A 19,355-nucleotide genomic window follows, 5' to 3' on the forward strand; every position below is an offset into this window, starting at 1 on the left:
GATCTATTTTTTGAAAAATGGTAGGCGTAAATCTGCAATTTTTTCAGCAGGAACCTTCATTCCATCCTTGATCCATTTAAGCAAAACTGATACGATGGCAGAACTCCAAAAAGAATGCAGGTAAGAGCTGACTCCTTTTGATTTTCCATAGTATTTTTCTAAAAACTCTTGCATGGCTTGCACAAAGATTTTTTCCAAGTGGTAGTCCAAGGCAAGCTGAATAACCTTGGCTTCTTTTCTGGCTTCACGAAAGAGATGAACCCAAACCAGATAGAGATCCGTTTTGACATCATAATGACTCAGCTGCTCCATGATATTATGGACACTGCGTTTAAAGACGCTTTCTAAAATCTCTTCTTTGGAGTCATAGTTTCGATAAAAGGCTGCACGGGAGACCCCAGCTCGTTTTACTAATTCGGAAATGCTAATCTTTGTCAACTCCTTTTTCTCCAAAAGTTGCAAAAGAGCTGTTTCGATAGCTTCTCTGGTCAGTAAATTGGATTCTTTGTTTGTTTTTCTGAGATTTTCAAGTGAATTTTCAGAAATTCTTCGTTCGGCCATAACACTTCCTTTCTACTTGTGACAACAGAGTGACGAGACTTTTGTTTTAAGATTTTTCATGATATAATTGTAAAAAAAGACAGAACCTTTGTCAATGTATAAGTGATAAAGATGGAGAATTTCTATGACTTGGAAGATTGTAGCTGACTCTGGTTGTGATTATCGTCAACTGGCAAATCCAGCAATTGATACTGAATTCATCAGTGTTCCCTTAACCATTCAAGTGGCTGATCAAGTCTTTATTGACGATGCTAGTCTTGATATTGACAAAATGATGGAAACCATGTATGCAACTTCTGAAGCTTCAAAATCAGCTTGTCCTAGCCCTGATGATTACTTGCGAGCATTTGAAGGGGCAAAACATATTTTTGTAGTGACCATTACCGGAACTCTTTCTGGTAGTTATAATAGTGCACGTCTGGCAAAAAACATTTACCTAGAAGAACATCCTGATACTCAGATTCATGTTATTGACAGCTTGTCTGCTGGTGGGGAAGTTGATCTAATCGTTGAGAAAATCAATGATTTGATTGACCAAGGACTTTCTTTTGAAGAAGTGGTTAATGCTATTACTGCTTACCAAGAAAAAACTAAGTTATTGTTCGTTCTCGCTAAGGTTGATAATCTGGTTAAGAATGGTCGCTTGAGTAAACTGATTGGTACAGTTGTTGGGCTCCTCAATATTCGTATGGTTGGGGAAGCAAGTGAAACTGGAACCTTGGAACTCCTCCAAAAGGCTCGTGGTGCTAAGAAGTCCCTCCAAGCTGCTTATGAAGAGTTAATCAAGGCTGGCTATGCTGGTGGACGTATCGTCATGGCTCACCGCAGTAATGATAAATTCTGCCAACAACTCTCTGAACTCTTACGCGAGAAATTCCCACAAGCTGAAATTAAGATTATCCCAACCTCTGGACTCTGCAGTTTTTATGCAGAAGAAGGTGGACTCCTCATGGGATATGAAATTGACTAATAAATCAAACAAGAGATGACTTATCATCTCTTGTTTTTTTATGGTACAATACTTTTATGAAACATTTTGACACTATTGTAATCGGGGGAGGCCCTGCTGGTATGATGGCTACCATTTCAAGTAGTTTTTATGGGCAGAAAACCCTTCTCATCGAAAAAAATCGAAAACTCGGAAAAAAATTAGCTGGTACTGGTGGTGGTCGCTGCAACGTGACCAACAATGGAACTCTAGATGACCTATTAGCTGGCATCCCTGGGAATGGTCGCTTTCTATACAGTGTCTTTTCCCAGTTTGATAACCATGATATCATCAACTTTTTTACTGAAAATGGCGTAAAACTCAAAGTCGAAGACCATGGTCGCGTCTTTCCAGCCAGCGACAAATCTCGAACCATTATCGAAGCACTGGAAAAGAAAATCATGGAGCTAGGTGGGCAAGTTGCCACTCAAACAGAGATTGTTTCTGTTAAAAAGATTGACGACCAGTTTGTCCTCAAGTCAGCAGACCAAGCCTTTACTTGTGATAAACTCATTGTCACAACTGGTGGAAAATCCTATCCTTCTACTGGCTCTACTGGTTTTGGTCACGAAATCGCCCGCCATTTCAAACACACTATTACCGAACTCGAAGCTGCTGAAAGCCCATTGTTGACTGATTTCCCGCATAAGGCCTTGCAGGGAATTTCCCTAGACGATGTAACCCTAAGCTATGGTAAGCACGTCATCACTCATGATTTGCTCTTTACCCACTTTGGTTTGTCAGGACCTGCTGCACTACGCATGTCTAGCTTTGTCAAGGGTGGGGAAGTCCTTTCACTAGATGTCTTGCCACAACTTTCAGAAGGTGACTTAGTAGACTTTCTAGAAGAAAACCGTGAGAAATCCTTGAAAAATGCCTTAAAAGCCTTGCTCCCTGAACGCTTGGCAGAATTTTTTGTCCAAGGATATCCTGAAAAAGTCAAACAGCTAACTGAAAAGGAACGCGACCAACTTGTCCAGTCCATCAAGGCTCTTAAAATTCCTGTAACTGGCAAAATGTCATTGGCCAAATCCTTTGTAACTAAAGGTGGTGTTAGTCTCAAGGAAATCAATCCCAAAACACTGGAAAGTAAGATAGTACCTGGACTCCACTTTGCTGGCGAAGTACTAGATATCAATGCCCATACGGGGGGCTTTAACATTACTTCTGCCCTCTGTACTGGCTGGGTGGCAGGCTCAAACTAGAACTATAAATGATATTGTATCTAAAGATATTGGATAAGAAAGGAGCTATTTTGGAACATATTATTTTACTGAGAGGTGTTACACCGAATGGACAAAATGCTATCCCTAAAATGTCTTATCTGGTAGATATCTTGGCAGAGTCTGGTTTCCAACACGTTCGAACTTATATTCAAAGTGGAAATATTATTCTTGAAAGCGACTTAGCCATAGAAGAAATACGAGAACAAGTCCATACTCTAATAAAAGAAAAAATCGGAGCCGACTTGAAAATGGTCATTAAAAATAAGAGTGATTTTACAAAAATTGTCCAAGAAAATCCGTTTGGAGAACACTATCTTTATGACCGTATACATATAATTCTTTTCCAGAATGCTATCCAAAGTCTACCATTAGAAAAATTGAATATTGACTATGGTGAAGAAGAAATTTGTATCGGCAACCATTGTCTTTACCTCTATCTCCCTAGAACTGCAAAACGAAAAAAGCTTAATACCAACTATCTCGAAAAGCTGTTCGGCGTTGATCTGACCATGCGAAAGTTAAACGTGGTAGAAAAATTACTAACAAAATAGGAAAAATAAGATGAACAGAAGAGAATCAGTCGAATTTGTCAATATGTGCTTGATTAAAAATGAGGACAAGGTTTTGGTTCAAGATCGAGTTAGTCCTAACTGGCCTGGCATTACTTTTCCTGGCGGCCATGTTGAACGTGGCGAATCCTTTGTCGATGCCGTCATTCGTGAAGTGAAAGAAGAAACTGGTCTGACCATTTCTAAACCCCAACTCTGTGGTATCAAAGATTGGTATGATGATGCAGATTATCGCTATGTTGTCCTCTTTTACAAAACTGAACACTTTACTGGTGAGCTCCAATCTTCAGACGAAGGAAAAGTCTGGTGGGAGGATTTTGAAAATCTATCTCATCTAAAATTAGCTACTGAGGATATGTCTGACATGCTTCGTGTTTTTCTCGAAGAGGACCTAAGTGAATTCTTTTACTACAAGGATGGAGAAGACTGGTCTTACCAACTCAAATAACAGTAAATCGGCAGAGGTCACTCCGCCGATTTTATCTTATCTAATCTTCAAGCTAGGTCTGTGTCCTCCAATTAAAATTCTGTTACTGGCTTTGTCAGTCCTAGCTTAGTCTTTGAGTTTTATCGAGTTTGTGTGCTTACATAGTGGGTAATGACATCTGATGTGTACTGGGCTGTTCCAGATCCAAATTTGTCAATGTTTTCCTTAAACTCTGGATTATAGACATAGCCTTTTCCGATATGACCAAAGACCTCGATAGAACAGTCAAATCCATACCTACGAATGGCTTGTAAGAGCTTGGAGGCTTCTTCTTGGTTTTCAGATGCTGTTATCGGCAGACCAGATTGTAGATTTTGTGCCAAGGCTTGAAAGACTTGATTAAAGGCTGTTGTAGCTTCATCCTCTCGTCCTTTTTGGCGTTCGAGAGCTTGGTCCATCACCTCTTGTCCATATTTCTCTACCGCCTCTTGCTGGTATTTTTGATGGTCTTGATAGCTAAATCCAGTGAATTTTTCCTCAATAGTCATTTTTCTTTCTCCTTTTTGTTCTTGAATGGTTTTTTGTAAAGTTGAAATTAAGGTATCCAGATGTTGCCTCTCCTGGGTTAAATAGTCCAATTGTCTAGTTAAATGTGACAATATATCTGTCGTATCTTCCTTCAATAGCTCTGCTATTTTTTCTAAAGAAAAGCCTAGATACTTGTAATAAAGGATAACCTGAAGTCGTTCTAAATCTTCTTGACTGTAGGTTCGATAGCCATTTTCTGACTTTAATGGAACCAAGAGTCCAATCTTATCATAATGGTAAAGTGTTTTGATAGAAACGCCTGAAAGCTGCGCAGCTTCTTTGATATGGTACATGATTTCCTCCTCACATAATTAGTATATACCCTCCCCTTTGGGGAGAGTCAAGTATTTTTTTAAGAATTATGAAAACGTAAAATTGATTTTCTTGACAGACTTCAAAAATCATGATAGGATAATCAAGTCTATCAATCAAATAAAAAGCTCATAAAGAGCCATTGAGAGAAGGCTATTTGACAACTCAAGTAGCCTTTTCTTATTTTAAAAAATAGATCGGAGTTTAACAATGTCTGAAAAATCGCAATGGGGATCTAAGCTGGGCTTTATCCTTGCATCTGCTGGTTCTGCTATTGGTCTTGGTGCCGTTTGGAAATTCCCTTATATGACCGCTGCCAATGGTGGAGGAGGATTTTTACTGGTCTTTCTCATCTCAACGATTTTAATTGGTTTCCCGCTTTTGCTCGCTGAATTTGCCCTTGGTCGAAGTGCTGGCGTGTCAGCAATCAAAACATTTGGAAAATTGGGCGATAACAAGAACTACAATTTTATTGGTTGGATCGGTGCCTTTGCCCTTTTCATCCTCCTATCTTTTTATAGTGTTATTGGTGGATGGGTTTTAGTCTATCTAGGTATCGCTATTGCTAAAGCCTTCCAAGTTGGGATTAGCAGTGATTATGCCCAGCTCTTCACAGACATTATTTCAAATCCATGGATTGCTCTCGGTTCCCAAGCCCTCTTCATCTTCCTCAACATCTTTATCGTGTCTAAAGGGGTTCAAAAAGGGATTGAAAGAGCTTCTAAGGTCATGATGCCCCTGCTCTTTATCATCTTTGTCATTATCATTGGGCGCTCTCTCAGCTTGCCTAATGCCATGGAAGGTGTGGTTTACTTCCTCAAACCTGACTTTTCAAAACTGACAAGCGCCGGACTCCTCTATGCTCTGGGGCAATCTTTCTTTGCATTATCGCTCGGTGTTACTGCTATGTTGACCTATGCTTCTTACTTAGATAAGAAAACCAATCTGGTCCAATCAGGTATGTCCATCGTTGCCATGAACATCTCTGTATCCATCATGGCAGGATTAGCTATTTTCCCAGCTATGTCAGCCTTTAACATCCAGTCTGAAGGTGGTCCAAGTCTCCTCTTTATTGTCTTGCCTCAGCTCTTTGACAAGATGCCTTTTGGAAGTATTTTCTACATCCTCTTCCTCTTGCTTTTCCTCTTTGCGACAGTCACTTCTTCTGTCGTAATGCTGGAAATCAATGTAGGAAACATCACCAACCAAGACAATCGTAAACGTGCTAAGTGGAGTATGATTTTAGGTGTTTTAACTTTTGTATTTGGTATCCCCTCAGCCCTATCCTACGGTGTCATGGCAGATGTTCAAATCTTTGGGAAGACCTTCTTTGATGCCATGGACTTCTTGGTTTCTAATCTCCTCATGCCCTTTGGTGCCCTCTGCTTGTCTCTCTTCACAGGCTATATCTTCAAAAAAGCATTGGCTATGGAGGAACTCCATATTGATGAAACACCGTGGAAACAAGGACTTTCCCAAGTCTGGCTCTTCCTTCTTCGTTTTATCATCCCAATTATCATCATCGTGGTCTTTATCGCCCAGTTTATGTAACTATAAAAAAGGACTTGAGTAATGAACTCAGGTCCTTTCTTTTTACGGATGACTAACAATTAATTCCAAAGCTTGTCCTTCAAGTGCCCAAGATTCAACATCGCTTGGAAGGATAAAGTGGCTCCCTTTTTGAATTGGATAATCTTTACTGTCCACAGTTAGCTTCCCTTGACCATCTAAGACACTCAACAAGCTGTAGTCAGCTGTCTTTTCGAAGTCAACTTTTCCAGTAATTTCCCACTTGTAGACTGCGAAGAATTCATTGGATACAAGGAGAGTTGAACGCAAATCATCTGCTTTGACGGTTACAGGACGGCTGTTAGCAGGCTCACCAATATTTAGAACATCGATGGATTTTTCAAGATGAAGCTCGCGCAAGTTACCATTATCATCCTTGCGGTCAAAGTCATAGACACGGTAGGTTGTATCACTAGACTGTTGCGTTTCAAGGATCAAGATTCCTGCACCGATAGCGTGCATGGTCCCACTTGGGACATAGAAGAAATCTCCAGCCTTAACAGGCACTTTTGTCAGCAAGGCATCCCAGTTCTTATCTTCGATTTGCTGGCGGAGTTCTTCTTTTGACTTAGCATTGTGGCCATAGATAATCTCTGAACCCTCATCTGCAGCGATGATATACCAGCACTCTGTCTTACCAAGTTCTCCTTCATGCTCTAGTCCATAAGCATCATCTGGGTGAACTTGAACACTGAGCCAGTCATTGGCATCGAGGATTTTAGTCAAGAGTGGAAATACTGGCTCTGGACGATTGCCAAATAACTCACGGTGTTCCGCATACAAAGTAGCTAGGTCTGTTCCCTCAAAACGGCCATTAGCTATCTTAGAAACACCATTTGGGTGAGCTGAAATTGCCCAATATTCTCCGATTTTTTCGCTTGGAATGTCGTATCCAAACTCATCACGTAGCTTAGTCCCACCCCAGATTTTTTCTTGCATTACAGAATTTAAAAATAATGGTTCTGACATCTTGATCTCCTGTCTGATTTTTCTCCCCTCATTATAGCAAAAAGCTAGATCTAATTGAACTCTTTTTTCTATCTTATAAAGAAGGGAGAAGATTTTATAAAAATAGTGAATAAATGTGTTCTACTCAATGCTTGCACCATTGCTGGCAATGACATCCTTGTACCAGTAGAAGGACTTCTTCTTGCTACGTTTGAAACTTCCATGACCTCCATTATCACGATCCACATAAATAAAGCCATAGCGCTTGTTCATTTCGCCTGTTCCAGCTGAAACCAGATCGATACAACCCCAAGTTGTATAACCAAGCAAGTCTACTCCATCTTGGTATATGGCATCTCGCATAGCCTTGATATGAGCCTCTAAGTAATCAATCCGATAGTCATCTGCTACATAACCATTCTCATCCGGTGTATCAATATCACCGAGTCCATTTTCTACGATGAACATGGGCTTTTGATAACGATCCCAGATGGCATTGAGGGTAATACGAAGCCCAAGTGGATCAATCTGCCATCCCCATTCTGAAGATTCAAGATAAGGATTTTTGAGAGAGGCAAAAACATTTCCAGCTGTTAATTCTTTAACTTCTGGATCACCTGAGGCCACTCGACTTGCATAGTAAGAGAAGGAAACAAAGTCAACAGTGTAATTCTTCAACAAGTCTAGATCCTCTGCCGTCATTTCAATCTCAATTCCTTCACGCTCCCACTGCTTCTTGGCGTAGCTTGGGTATTCCCCACGCGCCTGAACATCAATGAAAAAGTAACTCTTTCGGTCTTCTTCCATGGCTGCCCAGTAGTCTCTCGGATGGGCAGTGTTGGGATAATACTGTCCTGCTGCCAACATACATCCCACCTTGTTTTCTGGGTCAATTTCGTGGGCAAGCTTAGTCGCTAGAGCTGAAGCCACCAACTCATGGTGAGCTGCTTGGTATTTGACTTGTTCTTGATTTTCACCTTCTTCGAAACAGAGACCAGCTCCCATAAAGGGTGCATGAAGAATCATATTAATTTCGTTAAATGTTAGCCAGTATTTGACCAAACCCTTGTAACGAGTAAAGAGTGTACGACAGAGATTCTCATAGAAGTCCAACATACAACGATTTCGCCAAGCGCCGTATTTTTCAATCAAGTGCATAGGACAGTCGAAATGCGTGATAGTTACCAGAGGTTGGATTCCATACTTCTGGCATTCCTTAAACAAATCCTCATAAAAAGCTAAACCAGCTTCATTTGGCTCTGCTTCATCTCCTTTGGGAATATTCTTGTCCAAGCAATGGAAAGCCGATAAGTTTTAAAGCCCATTTCTGCGAAAAGCGCAATATCTTCCTTGTAATGATGGTACATATCAATAGCTTGCTTGGCTGGGTAAAAATAGCCCTCCTCAAAAGAAAACATCTTTTTCTGACCTGTGATAATGGCTTCACGGTCCTTACCGATTGGAACAACATCAACATTCGCCAACCCACGACCGTCTAAATTATAAGCACCCTCACATTGATTAGCTGCCGTAGCACCACCCCAGAGGAAACCCTCTGGAAATTGTAATATTTCTGTCATCACTTTACCTCACATGATTTAGTACTACTATTATACTATCAAACATTTAAATAAAGCTGAAATAGCCCCAAAAAATGTTTTAAGAAAAGCATTTTCTTTACAAAAAAGCTTCTACGATGAACATAGAAGCCAAATAAGGTAGTTGAAGTTTGTATACAAAACTGCTTTATTTCATAAGATTTGGAAGAATGAACATGATAAAGAAAGCTAGAGCAACCATAATAAAAACATTGAGATAGATAAAACATTTTGCCAACCATGCATATCGCCCAGGTCTTAGTGGTCTTTCTACATAGGAATGTTTTGGTTTTTTAGGATCATAATAAACAGCAACTTTTCCACCAATTGGAAAGCGTTCCTTAAGTGGAGATTTTGTATAAGACAAAAAACTATTACCCTTAACTTTGTATCTTAAAACTTGTGGAATTTCACCATTTTCAAAATTATCCGTTTTTACATCAGATACGATTGAACCTAAGGGAGTACTGATTGTATTTGAAATCGCAGATAGAAATTTAGGCCCTACGACCCTGTATTGGTTTCCATCAACAGTGTATTCAACAACTGGGAGACTAATCCCATTATAAAGAGCATAGGAATATCGAATAATAACTCCTTCCGTTCTTTCGGTACACCTCTTGGCATTGCTATAATTACTAAATATAAAATAGGAAAACATAAAATAGGTGAAGGCAGCAAAGCCTAACATCATTAAGCCAATTAATAGAAAGAAAGTTGTTGGCATATTTTTCTCCTTAGAACATTGTTATGAAGCTATTTTAACAAATTTAACAGAAAAGACAAGAAAAAAAGACCGGATGGCTCCGATCTTTCAATAGTTCATATTCTCACATTCTTTTTTAAGAATCATTATGGTTAACTTCAAATGACTAAGTGTCCTACTTCATTCGATAAAAATCAATCACTAGACCAGCAGGACCTTTAACTAATAAGGACTCTGTTCCCCAATCGGTTACAGCTGGACCGTTTAAAACCTGGATACCAAGCTCTTTCAACCTTTGGTAGTTCTGGTCTACATTCTCAACCTCAATGTGAAGAATGATTCCTGACTGAAAATCTTCCAAAGGAATCAAATGATTTTGGGACAACATCAGACAGTGACTGCCAATCGTAAACTGAGCAAAACTGTCATCAACATAATCGGACTTTTTATCCAAAATACGCTCCAAGTCAGCACAGACTTGGGGAACATCTGAAACGATAATATCTAATTGATTTAAATTCATTTACTCTCCTCTATAAAAATATTAGAAAACGAATACTCCTTATCAATGAATCGATTGATTGATAGATTGATTGATTATCATCAAGCCGTAGTTAATTATGTCAGCAACAACTTCAAGACCATGAAAAATAAAACTTCCGATAATCAATCCTAGAATAATTGAACAGATAATCATGGTAATACAGATTAGATAAATATCCTTTTTTTCCATATCTTTCCTCCTAATATCTACTCATTGAGATAGTTTTAATCTCAAGTTTCATTGACCATTATGTGACTATTATGAGGTTTCTCAGAGCTATAAAGAAGAGTAATGAACTGAATGTTATAATCATCCTTTATTTTTAATGAAATAAGAAAGCCCACTTACTACAACTATTTAAAAAATAATTCTCCTTTCCGTATCTGTCACACTTTCTATCATTACATTTTTATTATAAGATTTTCAGAAAACGCTGTCAAATATTTATATGCAACTTTTAAAACAAAAAGACCTGATTACTCCGATCTTTTCAAGTTTCTCTCTATGAAAATCAAAGAATAAACTAGGTGAAACCAAGTTTGATGGCAAATCTTTGCTCATCAAACTACGAAAAATCCTTTGGGACTTTTTCTAGGCTCCACACTAGATTCCATCATTGAAATTTATGGTTTCAATGATGGAATCGTCGGCAGTATGCTAATAAAGAAGTCTATAAATTTATCTTTGATTTTCGACGAGAGGAATTATTTAATTGCGCGTGATTGCAATCCTTCTTCTTCCAAGAAGAGGCGGAATGGTACGAGTTCTTCTGCTTCGTATTTTTCCTTGAAGGCTTTGATTGCTTCTTCTGAGTGAAGTTTTGGATCCAATTCAAGTACTTCTACTGGAAGTGGACGGTGTTGTGTGATGCGAGCATCGATAACAATTGTTTTACCTTCTTTGTTGAGCTTAACAGCTTCAGCAACAACTGAGTCGATATCTTCGATACGGTTTACTGTAAATCCAACTGCACCTTGTGCTTCAGCGATTTTCGCGTAGTCAGCATTTGTGAAGTCTACACCAAACAAGTGTTTGTTTGTGTCTTCGTATTTGTTTTTGATGAAGGCATATTCATCATTTGAGAAGACAACGTTGATTACTGGAAGGTTGTATTGAACGTTAGTGATCACGTCTGGGTAGCACATGTTGAATGCACCATCACCCATGATGTTCCATACTTGGCGATCTGGATTGTCCTTCTTCACAGCGATACCACCAGGAAGGGCGATACCCATTGTTGCAAAGAGTGGAGATGTACGCCACATGTTCTTAGGTGTCATGTGAAGGTGACGAGTTGATGTTTGAGTAGAGTTACCGACATCAATTGAGTAGATAGCGTCTTGATCAGCATATTTGTTGATAGCATTGTAGACTTGGTACAATTGCAATTCACCCTCAGTTTTACCTTCGAGTTTGTTCATGTAATCGCGCCAGTTTTGGTTGTTCTTCACGTTTGCACGCCACCATGGAGTAGACTCAACTGGGTTTACTTTATCAAGGATAGCTCTAGCTGCTTGACCTGCATCACCAAGGATAGAGGCGTCAAGGGCGTGACGTTTACCAAGTTTGTAAGGGTCGATATCCACTTGGATGAATTTTTCAGTGTTTTTGAATGCTTCGTATACTTCAGCAAATGGGAAGTTTGAACCAAGGAAAAGAACTGTGTCTGCTTCAAAGACCACTTCGTTTGCTGGTTTCCAACCAACACGGTAAGCAGAACCTGTCAAACCTTCGTAGTTCCATTCGAAAGCTTCGAAGTTTTTACCAGTTGTGATGATTGGTGCTTTGATTTTACGTGACAATTCAGTGATTACTTCACCAGCTTTAACACCACCGTAACCAGCGTAGATAACTGGACGTTCAGCATTGTTCAAAATTTCAACAGCTTTGTCGATTTCAACTTCGTTCAAAGCAGGAGCGATGAATGAACGCTCGTAAGAACCTGAACCGTAGTATGAGTTTTCGTCGATTTCTTGGAAACCAAAGTTTACTGGAATTTCAACAACGGCTGGACCTTTTTTAGAAACGGCAGCACGGCAAGCTTCGTCGATAACTTTTGGTAATTGCTCTGCGTAAGCAACACGTTTGTTGTAAACAGCGATACCGTTGTACATTGGGTTTTGGTTCAATTCTTGGAAGGCATCCATGTTGAGTTCATTAACAGGACGTGATCCAAGGATAGCGAGGAATGGAGTGTTATCCATAGCTGCATCGTAAACACCGTTGATCAAGTGAGTCGCACCTGGACCACCTGAACCAACTGCAACACCGATAGAACCGCCGAATTTAGCTTGCATAACCGCTGCAAGAGCACCTGTTTCTTCGTGGCGAACTTGCAAGAAACGGATATCTTTGTCTTCAGCCAAAGCGTCCATAAGTGAGCTGAGTGTTCCTGATGGGATACCGTAGATAGTGTCTACGCCCCATGTTTTCAATACGTTAAGCATTGCTGCTGATGCAGTAATTTTCCCTTGAGTCATAATGATAACTCTCCTTAAATGTTAATTTGATGAATAATAAAAGCGCTTTTATATGTTTTTTGAAAACGATTCAGTAAATTTACACTCCTAATTTATCACATTTACTTATAGTTTCATAAGAATGTGCTCAGAAACTTTCATTCTCTATTACAGAACAGATTGAAAACGTTTTGAAAATCTGTTTTAGAATAGCAAAAAAGCGGTTAAGACCGCCTTTTTAATCGACTTTAGTAAAATTAAGCATGAGAGAGCTAATCAGAACAGAGACTGAACTAAAGGCCATGGCCAATCCTGCAAGTTCTGGATTGAGTACCAAACCAAGACTTGAAAAGACTCCTGCTGCAATCGGAATACCAATGAGGTTATAGATAGAAGCCCAGAAAAGATTGAGTAGAATACGATTAAAGGTCTTCTTACTCATATCAAAAGCACGTGCCAATCCTAGTAGATTGTTGGTTGTAAGGACAAGATCTGCTGATTCGATAGCAATATCTGTCCCAGAGCCCATGGCAATTCCGACATTGGCTACACTGAGGGCCGGTGCATCATTGATACCATCTCCAACAAAGGCCAATTTGCCATTCTTTTGAAGCTTGTGAATTTCATGTGCCTTTTCCTCTGGCAAGACATTTGCGATCACTTCTTCGATTCCAATTTGCTCTGCAATCGCATGGGCTACTCCAGCATTATCTCCGGTAAGCATGACCGTTCTAAGACCACGTTTTTTCAATTTAGCAATAGCTTCTTTGGCATTTTCCTTAGGGACATCCTGCAAGGCAATTAAGCCTTTTAACTGACCATCCACGGATAGGAAGACAACTGTTTTTGCTTCTTTCTCAAGCAAATCAAATCGTTCTTGATAATCATGTGGAATAGCAAGATCATCTAAGAGTTTGGCATTCCCAAGCAAGACTTGTTTACTATTAATAATCCCAGTCACACCTTTTCCATGCAAGGCTTGGAAGTTTTCCACTGGGTAAAGGCTAATTCCTAGTTCAGATGCACGATTAACAATAGCTTGAGCTAGCGGGTGTTGAGATACATCTTCCAGTGAAGCAGCCAAACTTAGCACTTCTCCTTTATCTCCGATAACATCTGTCACTACTGGCTTCCCTTCGGTCAAGGTTCCTGTCTTATCAAAAACAATGGTTTGGACTTTTTGGATTTCCTGTAAAACTGTACCATTTTTGAGAAGAATCCCCATCTTGGCACTTCGTCCTGTTCCAACCATGAGTGCTGTCGGTGTCGCGAGTCCTAGTGCACAAGGACAGGCAATAATCAAAACAGCAACTCCGTAGAGAAGTGAAGTCACAAAGCTATCTCCAAGTAAAACAAACCAGACCCAAAAAGTAAGAAGTCCTAAAATGACAACTGCTGGTACAAAAATCCCAGAAATCTTGTCTGTCAAATCTTGAATAGGAGCACGACTGGTTTGAGCTTTTTTCACAAAGTCCACAATCTGAGCCAACATAGTCTCAGAACCCACTTTTTCAGCTCTAAAGATGATCGTACCACTATTATTGATGGTTGAACCAATGACAGCATCTCCAACTGATTTATCGACTGGAATACTTTCCCCAGTCACCATTGATTCATCAATACTCGTTTCACCTTCTAACACAGTCCCATCAACGGCAATTTTTTCACCTGGTCGAACGCGAATGAGATCCCCAACTTTGACTTGCTCTAGAGGTATTTGAACATAAACATCATCACGCAAAACCTCTGCTGTTTTTGCTTGTAGGTCTAATAATTTTTCGACTGCCTGCGAAGTATTTTTTCGCATTTTTTCCTCAAAAACTGCTCCCAAAAGAATGAAGAAGAGGATAAATGCAGCACTTTCAAAGTAAACGGGGAGACCAGCGAAGAGGGCAACTAAGCTATAGAAATAGGCCACTAAGGTGCCCAGAGCAACCAAGGTATCCATGTTGGAATTGTGTTTTTTAAAACTAGCCCAGGCGCTTCTGATATATGGAACTCCAGCTACCAGCATAATGGGTGTTGTGGCTAAAAAGGTGCCCCAACGCATGACTTGGTGACTAATTCCTCCTGTAGACATCCCAATCATGAGAATCACAAGAGGTACAGTAAAGATACTAGTAATCCAAAAACGCTGAAAAAGACTGAGAGACTTTTTAGTTTTTTCAACAACGGTGTAGGTCCCCTTTTGCATCTTCATGCCGCATGAAAATTCATGCTCGCCCAAGTCTTGAGGCGTAAAGCGAATGACTTTTTCCTCGTCTTGAGCGATTGGTTCTAGGATTCCTTCTTCTTCGAAGAGAATCTCTTTATAACAGTTTGAAGGTGTCACACGATGAAAGGTAATCTCAGCAGGAATCCCTTTTTGCAGTTGAATGTGGGCTGGATGGTAGCCTTTGTCTGCCGTGATACGGATTTTTTGAACACCATTTTCAAGACTTGCTTTTACAATTTCAGTCATATCATTCTCCTATTCTACAATCATCTTACCGTGCATCATATTCATGCCACAAGAGAAACCATACTCACCTGCTTCTTCAGGAGTGATTTCAACTACATATTGGTCTCCCATAGGCAGATCTGCATGCACTCCAAAGTCTGGAAAAACGATTTGATCCAAGCAAGGTGAAGGATCTTTTCGATCAAAAATAATACGAGCTGGTTGCGATTTTTTGAGGATAATAGTTCCTGGAGTGTATCCCCCCATGACTTCCACTCGAATTTCTTGATAGCCATTTTTTTGCTGGGCTCTCTTAGCATCTTCTTGCGGTTTTTTGAAAAACCAAAAGAGGATAAAAGCAATCATTCCTAAAACAACAATAGATACAAATAGATTTAACATAGCGTCTCCTTTACATACAATTACATTTTACTTCTGTTACAGCACTTGCTTTTTTCTTTGAAATCACTTCTTCCAAGTCTTCCAAGTCAGCTAGGGTAAAGTCACATTCTTCAATCAAATCAGCTAGCAAGAGCTTCATCCTGCGAGAACAAAGCTTGTCTTTGATATCCTGAACCATTAAACCTCTACTGTCGTCTAGAGTTAAAAGGGCCGAATAGACAAAGGACTTGCCCTGCTTTTCCCGAGTCAAACATTCTTTCTCCACCAAACGAACCAAGAGTGTCTGGATCGTGGATTTGGACCAGCTAAACCTTTTCTCTAATACTTTTATGAGATCAGTACTAGTCTGTTCTCCCTGCATCCAGATAATCTTCATGACCTGCCATTCTGCATCCGAAATCTGCATTGCTATCCCTCCAAAATCTACATTTGTAAATTACAATTATCAGTGTACTCTTAAAATCTACATTTGTCAACTATAAAAAATCAAATCTTTCTCTTTTTTTAATCTTCATGACAAAAGTGTTTAAAACACAAGTAAAAACCTCCACGTCAAGTGGAGGCAATCTTTTTATCAATACAATTTTAAGTCACGAGGATCAACTGGGAAAGTTGGATTGTATGGATTGTGACGAAGTTTGAAGTGTTTCACATCTTCAATAGTTTGTGTTCCAGATAACTGCATGACTGTCTTCAATTCTGCATTCAAGTGTTCAAAGACTTGACGTACACCGACACTACCACCAAGAGCCAAACCATAAATAACAGGGCGACCAATAGCTACCAAGTCTGCTCCTGAAGCCAAGGCTTTAAAGACGTGTTGACCACGACGAATACCTGAGTCAAAGACAATTGGCACACGTTTATCAACTGCTTCTGCTACTTCTTGAAGTGAGTCAAAGGCGGCTGGTCCACCGTCGATTTGACGGCCACCGTGGTTGGTTACCCAGATACCAGAGGCACCCGCAGCAAGTGAACGTTCAACGTCCTCACGGCATTGTGGTCCTTTAACGTAAACTGGTAATCCTGAGTATTCAGCTATAAATTCTACATCTCGTGGAGATAGGCGTTGTTTAGCTGATTTGTATACAAAGTCCATTGATTTTCCAGCACCTTCTGGCAGGTATTCTTCAACAATCGGCATGCCAACTGGGAAGACAAAACCATTACGCTTATCAACCTCACGGTTGCCCCCTACAGTTGCATCTGCCGTCAAGACAATCGCTTTATAACCCTCAGCCTTCACACGGTCCATGATGTGGCGGTTAATGCCATCATCCTTACTAAAGTAAAATTGGAACCAATGAGGTGTCCCTTGAAGGGCCTCCGTAATTTCTGGAAGGTCTACAGTAGAGTAAGAGCTGGTTGTATAAAGAGAACCAAACTCATGCACACCACGCGCAGTCGCCACTTCACCCTGTTCATTTGCTAATTTATGAGCCGCAACAGGCGCCATAATGATTGGTGAAGACAATTTTTCACCTGCAAATTCAATCTCTGTACTTGGATTTTCAACATCACAAAGCGTATGTGGAACGATGAGTTTGTGGTTAAAGGCACGGATGTTCTCGCGTAAAGTGAAAGTATCTTCTGCTCCACTAGCGATATAACCAAAGGCAGCTTTAGGAATGACTTGTTGCGCCATTGGCTCCAAATCATAGGTATTGATGAAATCTACATGACCTTCTGCATTACTTGTTTTAAATGACATAAAATTTCCTCCTTAATAAGTAAGCGCTTACTTTTTATGTTACAAAAATATCTTAACTCTTTTTTCAAAACTTTTCAAATATTTTGTTTGGAAATTTCAGAAATTTTATGTCTATGATAAAAAATCCTTATAACGGCAATAAAAAATACATATTATCCAAAGCTCCCTTTTAATGCTACAATAACTGTATTATTTTCCTAGATGGGAGGTTCTACTTTTGGATTGGTCCATTGTTGAACAATATCTACCACTCTATCAAAAGGCATTCTTTCTGACCTTGCATATCGCAGTTTGGGGGATTTTAGGTTCTTTTTTGCTGGGGCTAATCGTCAGCGTCATCCGGCATTACCGAGTTCCTGTTCTCTCACAATTGGCAACAGCCTATATTGAATTGTCACGAAATACACCCCTTTTGATACAACTTTTCTTTCTCTACTTCGGTCTACCTCGAATAGGGATTGTTCTTTCTTCAGAAGTCTGTGCAACAGTCGGGCTCATCTTTTTAGGTGGTTCCTACATGGCAGAATCCTTCCGAAGCGGGCTAGAAGCAGTTAGCCAAACCCAGCACGAGATTGGTTTAGCCATTGGCCTTACTCCTTTTCAGGTCTTTCGCTACGTGGTTCTGCCACAAGCGACTGCGGTGGCTCTACCATCTTTTAGTGCCAATGTTATTTTCCTCATCAAGGAAACATCTGTTTTCTCAGCAGTTGCCCTTGCTGACCTTATGTACGTTGCTAAGGATTTGATTGGACTCTATTATGAGACAGATATTGCGCTGGCTATGTTGGTGGTTGCTTACCTCATCATGCTTCTACCTATTTCACTAGTCTTTAGCTGGATAGAAAGGAGGCTCCGTCATGCAGGATTCGGGAATGCAAGTACTCTTTCAGGGAAATAATCTCCTGAGAATCTTACAAGGATTGGGAGTCACGATTGGGATTTCTATCCTGTCTGTCCTCTTATCCATGATTTTCGGAACGGTGATGGGAATTATCATGACTTCTCATTCTAGAGTGATTCGTTTCTTGACTCGTTTTTATCTAGAATTTATCCGGATCATGCCCCAGCTGGTGCTCCTTTTCATCGTTTACTTTGGTTTAGCTCGAAACTTTAATATCAATATTTCTGGTGAGACTTCTGCTATTATCGTTTTCACCCTCTGGGGAACAGCTGAGATGGGTGACTTAGTTCGTGGAGCTATCACTTCCCTGCCTAAACATCAATTTGAGAGTGGACAAGCACTTGGCTTAACTAAATTTCAACTCTACTACTACATCATCATCCCTCAGGTCTTAAGAAGATTGCTCCCACAAGCCATCAACCTTGTCACTCGGATGATTAAAACGACTTCCTTGGTTGTTTTGATTGGGGTTGTTGAAGTTACCAAAATTGGACAACAAATTATAGATAGCAATCGTTTGACTATCCCAACCGCTTCCTTTTGGATTTATGGAACCATCCTAGTCTTGTATTTCGCGGTTTGCTTCCCTATTTCCAAACTATCTACTCACTTAGAAAAACATTGGAGGAACTAAATGTCTGAAACTATTTTAGAAATCAAGGAACTAAAAAAATCCTTCGGAGACAATCCTATCCTCCAAGGACTTTCCCTAGATATTAAAAAGGGGGAAGTGGTCGTCATCCTAGGGCCGTCTGGTTGTGGGAAAAGTACCCTTCTTCGCTGTCTCAATGGTTTAGAAAGTATTCAAGGCGGAGATATCCTACTGGATGGTCAGTCCATCGTTGAAAATAAAAAAGATTTTCACCTGGTTCGCCAAAAAATCGGTATGGTCTTTCAAAGTTATGAACTCTTTCCTCACTTGGATGTCCTTCAAAACCTCATCCTAGGCCCTATCAAGGCTCAAGGACGCGACAAGAAAGAAGTAATACAAGAAGCCTTACAGTTACTAGAACGTGTAGGATTGTTGGATAAACAACATAGCTTCGCTCGTCAATTATCTGGTGGACAGAAACAACGAGTGGCGATTGTCCGTGCCCTTCTCATGCATCCAGAAATTATCCTCTTTGACGAGGTAACGGCTTCACTGGATCCAGAAATGGTGCGTGAGGTCCTCGAACTTATCAATGACTTGGCACAAGAAGGGCGTACCATGATTCTGGTCACCCATGAAATGCAGTTTGCCCAAGCCATTGCGGACCGCATTATCTTCCTTGACCAAGGGAAGATTGCTGAAGAAGGAACTGCTCAAGAATTCTTCACAAATCCACAAACGAAACGAGCACAAGAATTTTTAAACGTCTTTGACTTTAGCCAGTTTGGCTCATATCTATAATCAATAAAGGAGA

Annotated in this window: 19 protein-coding genes and 1 pseudogene; 8 read left to right on the plus strand and 12 right to left on the minus strand. The window is 40.1% G+C overall.

Going from position 1 to position 19,355, the window contains the following annotated elements:
- Positions 1-3 precede the first annotated feature (3 nt).
- Positions 4-561: a TetR/AcrR family transcriptional regulator gene (locus tag QM450_RS05980; RefSeq protein ID WP_414319976.1), complete on the minus strand. Its 558-nt coding sequence runs from the start codon at positions 559-561 to the stop codon at positions 4-6.
- 124 nt (positions 562-685) lie between these two features.
- Here QM450_RS05980 and QM450_RS05985 point away from each other — a divergent pair, with 124 nt between their 5' ends.
- The 4 genes from QM450_RS05985 to QM450_RS06000 are packed head-to-tail and all read left to right on the plus strand — an operon-like array spanning position 686 to position 3,792.
- Positions 686-1,531 carry a DegV family protein gene (locus tag QM450_RS05985; RefSeq protein WP_414319977.1) on the plus strand — a complete coding sequence of 282 codons (846 nt, stop codon included), beginning with the start codon at positions 686-688 and terminating at the stop codon, positions 1,529-1,531.
- A gap of 56 nt (positions 1,532-1,587) precedes the next feature.
- Complete coding sequence (locus QM450_RS05990) at positions 1,588-2,754, plus strand: NAD(P)/FAD-dependent oxidoreductase (protein ID WP_414319978.1); 1,167 nt, start codon at positions 1,588-1,590, stop codon at positions 2,752-2,754.
- A 50-nt stretch (positions 2,755-2,804) separates the two neighbouring features.
- Positions 2,805-3,326: a DUF1697 domain-containing protein gene (locus tag QM450_RS05995; protein ID WP_414319979.1), complete on the plus strand. Its 522-nt coding sequence runs from the start codon at positions 2,805-2,807 to the stop codon at positions 3,324-3,326.
- Positions 3,327-3,336: 10 nt separating this feature from the next.
- Complete coding sequence (locus tag QM450_RS06000) at positions 3,337-3,792, plus strand: 8-oxo-dGTP diphosphatase (RefSeq protein WP_414319980.1); 456 nt, start codon at positions 3,337-3,339, stop codon at positions 3,790-3,792.
- A gap of 119 nt (positions 3,793-3,911) precedes the next feature.
- On the opposite strand, the gene QM450_RS06005 is transcribed toward QM450_RS06000, so the two are convergent.
- Positions 3,912-4,652 carry a MerR family transcriptional regulator gene (locus tag QM450_RS06005; protein WP_414319981.1) on the minus strand — a complete coding sequence of 247 codons (741 nt, stop codon included), beginning with the start codon at positions 4,650-4,652 and terminating at the stop codon, positions 3,912-3,914.
- A 229-nt stretch (positions 4,653-4,881) separates the two neighbouring features.
- Between QM450_RS06005 and QM450_RS06010 the strand changes: the two genes are divergently transcribed.
- On the plus strand, positions 4,882-6,222 hold the full coding sequence (locus QM450_RS06010) for a sodium-dependent transporter (protein WP_414319982.1): 1,341 nt from the start codon (positions 4,882-4,884) through the stop codon (positions 6,220-6,222).
- 42 nt (positions 6,223-6,264) lie between these two features.
- Here QM450_RS06010 and manA read toward each other — a convergent pair whose 3' ends face one another.
- The 10 genes and pseudogenes from manA to lctO all read right to left on the minus strand — a co-directional run bounded on the left by manA (position 6,265) and on the right by lctO (position 17,048).
- A complete protein-coding gene (gene manA, locus QM450_RS06015) occupies positions 6,265-7,209 on the minus strand; it encodes a mannose-6-phosphate isomerase, class I (protein ID WP_414319983.1) in 945 nt (314 codons plus the stop codon).
- A gap of 120 nt (positions 7,210-7,329) precedes the next feature.
- Positions 7,330-8,768, minus strand: a pseudogene (locus tag QM450_RS06020) (6-phospho-beta-glucosidase).
- Between the two features lie 166 nt (positions 8,769-8,934).
- Positions 8,935-9,513, minus strand: a complete 579-nt coding sequence (locus QM450_RS06025) for a DUF3592 domain-containing protein (RefSeq protein ID WP_414319984.1) — start codon at positions 9,511-9,513, stop codon at positions 8,935-8,937.
- A 154-nt stretch (positions 9,514-9,667) separates the two neighbouring features.
- Positions 9,668-10,015, minus strand: a complete 348-nt coding sequence (locus QM450_RS06030; protein ID WP_414319985.1) for a VOC family protein — start codon at positions 10,013-10,015, stop codon at positions 9,668-9,670.
- Between the two features lie 42 nt (positions 10,016-10,057).
- Positions 10,058-10,225 carry a hypothetical protein gene (locus QM450_RS06035; RefSeq protein WP_414319986.1) on the minus strand — a complete coding sequence of 56 codons (168 nt, stop codon included), beginning with the start codon at positions 10,223-10,225 and terminating at the stop codon, positions 10,058-10,060.
- Positions 10,226-10,740: 515 nt separating this feature from the next.
- Complete coding sequence (gene spxB / locus QM450_RS06040) at positions 10,741-12,516, minus strand: pyruvate oxidase (protein WP_414319987.1); 1,776 nt, start codon at positions 12,514-12,516, stop codon at positions 10,741-10,743.
- A 217-nt stretch (positions 12,517-12,733) separates the two neighbouring features.
- Entirely contained in the window at positions 12,734-14,956 is a 2,223-nt protein-coding gene (locus tag QM450_RS06045; protein WP_414319988.1) for a heavy metal translocating P-type ATPase, read from the minus strand.
- Positions 14,957-14,965: 9 nt separating this feature from the next.
- The gene (locus tag QM450_RS06050) at positions 14,966-15,337 is read right to left on the minus strand and encodes a cupredoxin domain-containing protein (protein WP_004252344.1); all 372 of its coding nucleotides are present in this window, start codon (positions 15,335-15,337) and stop codon (positions 14,966-14,968) included.
- 10 nt (positions 15,338-15,347) lie between these two features.
- Positions 15,348-15,743 (minus strand): CopY/TcrY family copper transport repressor, encoded by a 396-nt coding sequence (locus QM450_RS06055; protein ID WP_414319989.1) that lies wholly within the window; start codon positions 15,741-15,743, stop codon positions 15,348-15,350.
- Positions 15,744-15,911: 168 nt separating this feature from the next.
- Positions 15,912-17,048 carry an L-lactate oxidase gene (gene lctO / locus QM450_RS06060; protein WP_414319990.1) on the minus strand — a complete coding sequence of 379 codons (1,137 nt, stop codon included), beginning with the start codon at positions 17,046-17,048 and terminating at the stop codon, positions 15,912-15,914.
- A gap of 217 nt (positions 17,049-17,265) precedes the next feature.
- Between lctO and QM450_RS06065 the strand changes: the two genes are divergently transcribed.
- From QM450_RS06065 to QM450_RS06075, 3 genes are read left to right on the plus strand one after another with little or no spacing between them, the layout of a single operon-like run.
- Positions 17,266-17,946, plus strand: coding sequence for an amino acid ABC transporter permease (locus QM450_RS06065; protein WP_414319991.1), 681 nt, complete (start codon positions 17,266-17,268; stop codon positions 17,944-17,946).
- Complete coding sequence (locus QM450_RS06070; RefSeq protein WP_414319992.1) at positions 17,906-18,583, plus strand: amino acid ABC transporter permease; 678 nt, start codon at positions 17,906-17,908, stop codon at positions 18,581-18,583. Before QM450_RS06065 ends, QM450_RS06070 begins: the two co-directional genes overlap by 41 nt.
- Positions 18,584-19,342 carry an amino acid ABC transporter ATP-binding protein gene (locus QM450_RS06075; RefSeq protein ID WP_414319993.1) on the plus strand — a complete coding sequence of 253 codons (759 nt, stop codon included), beginning with the start codon at positions 18,584-18,586 and terminating at the stop codon, positions 19,340-19,342.
- Positions 19,343-19,355: the final 13 nt, after the last annotated feature.

The organism is Streptococcus infantis (assembly GCF_047464615.1).
Taxonomy (GTDB): domain Bacteria; phylum Bacillota; class Bacilli; order Lactobacillales; family Streptococcaceae; genus Streptococcus; species Streptococcus infantis_Y.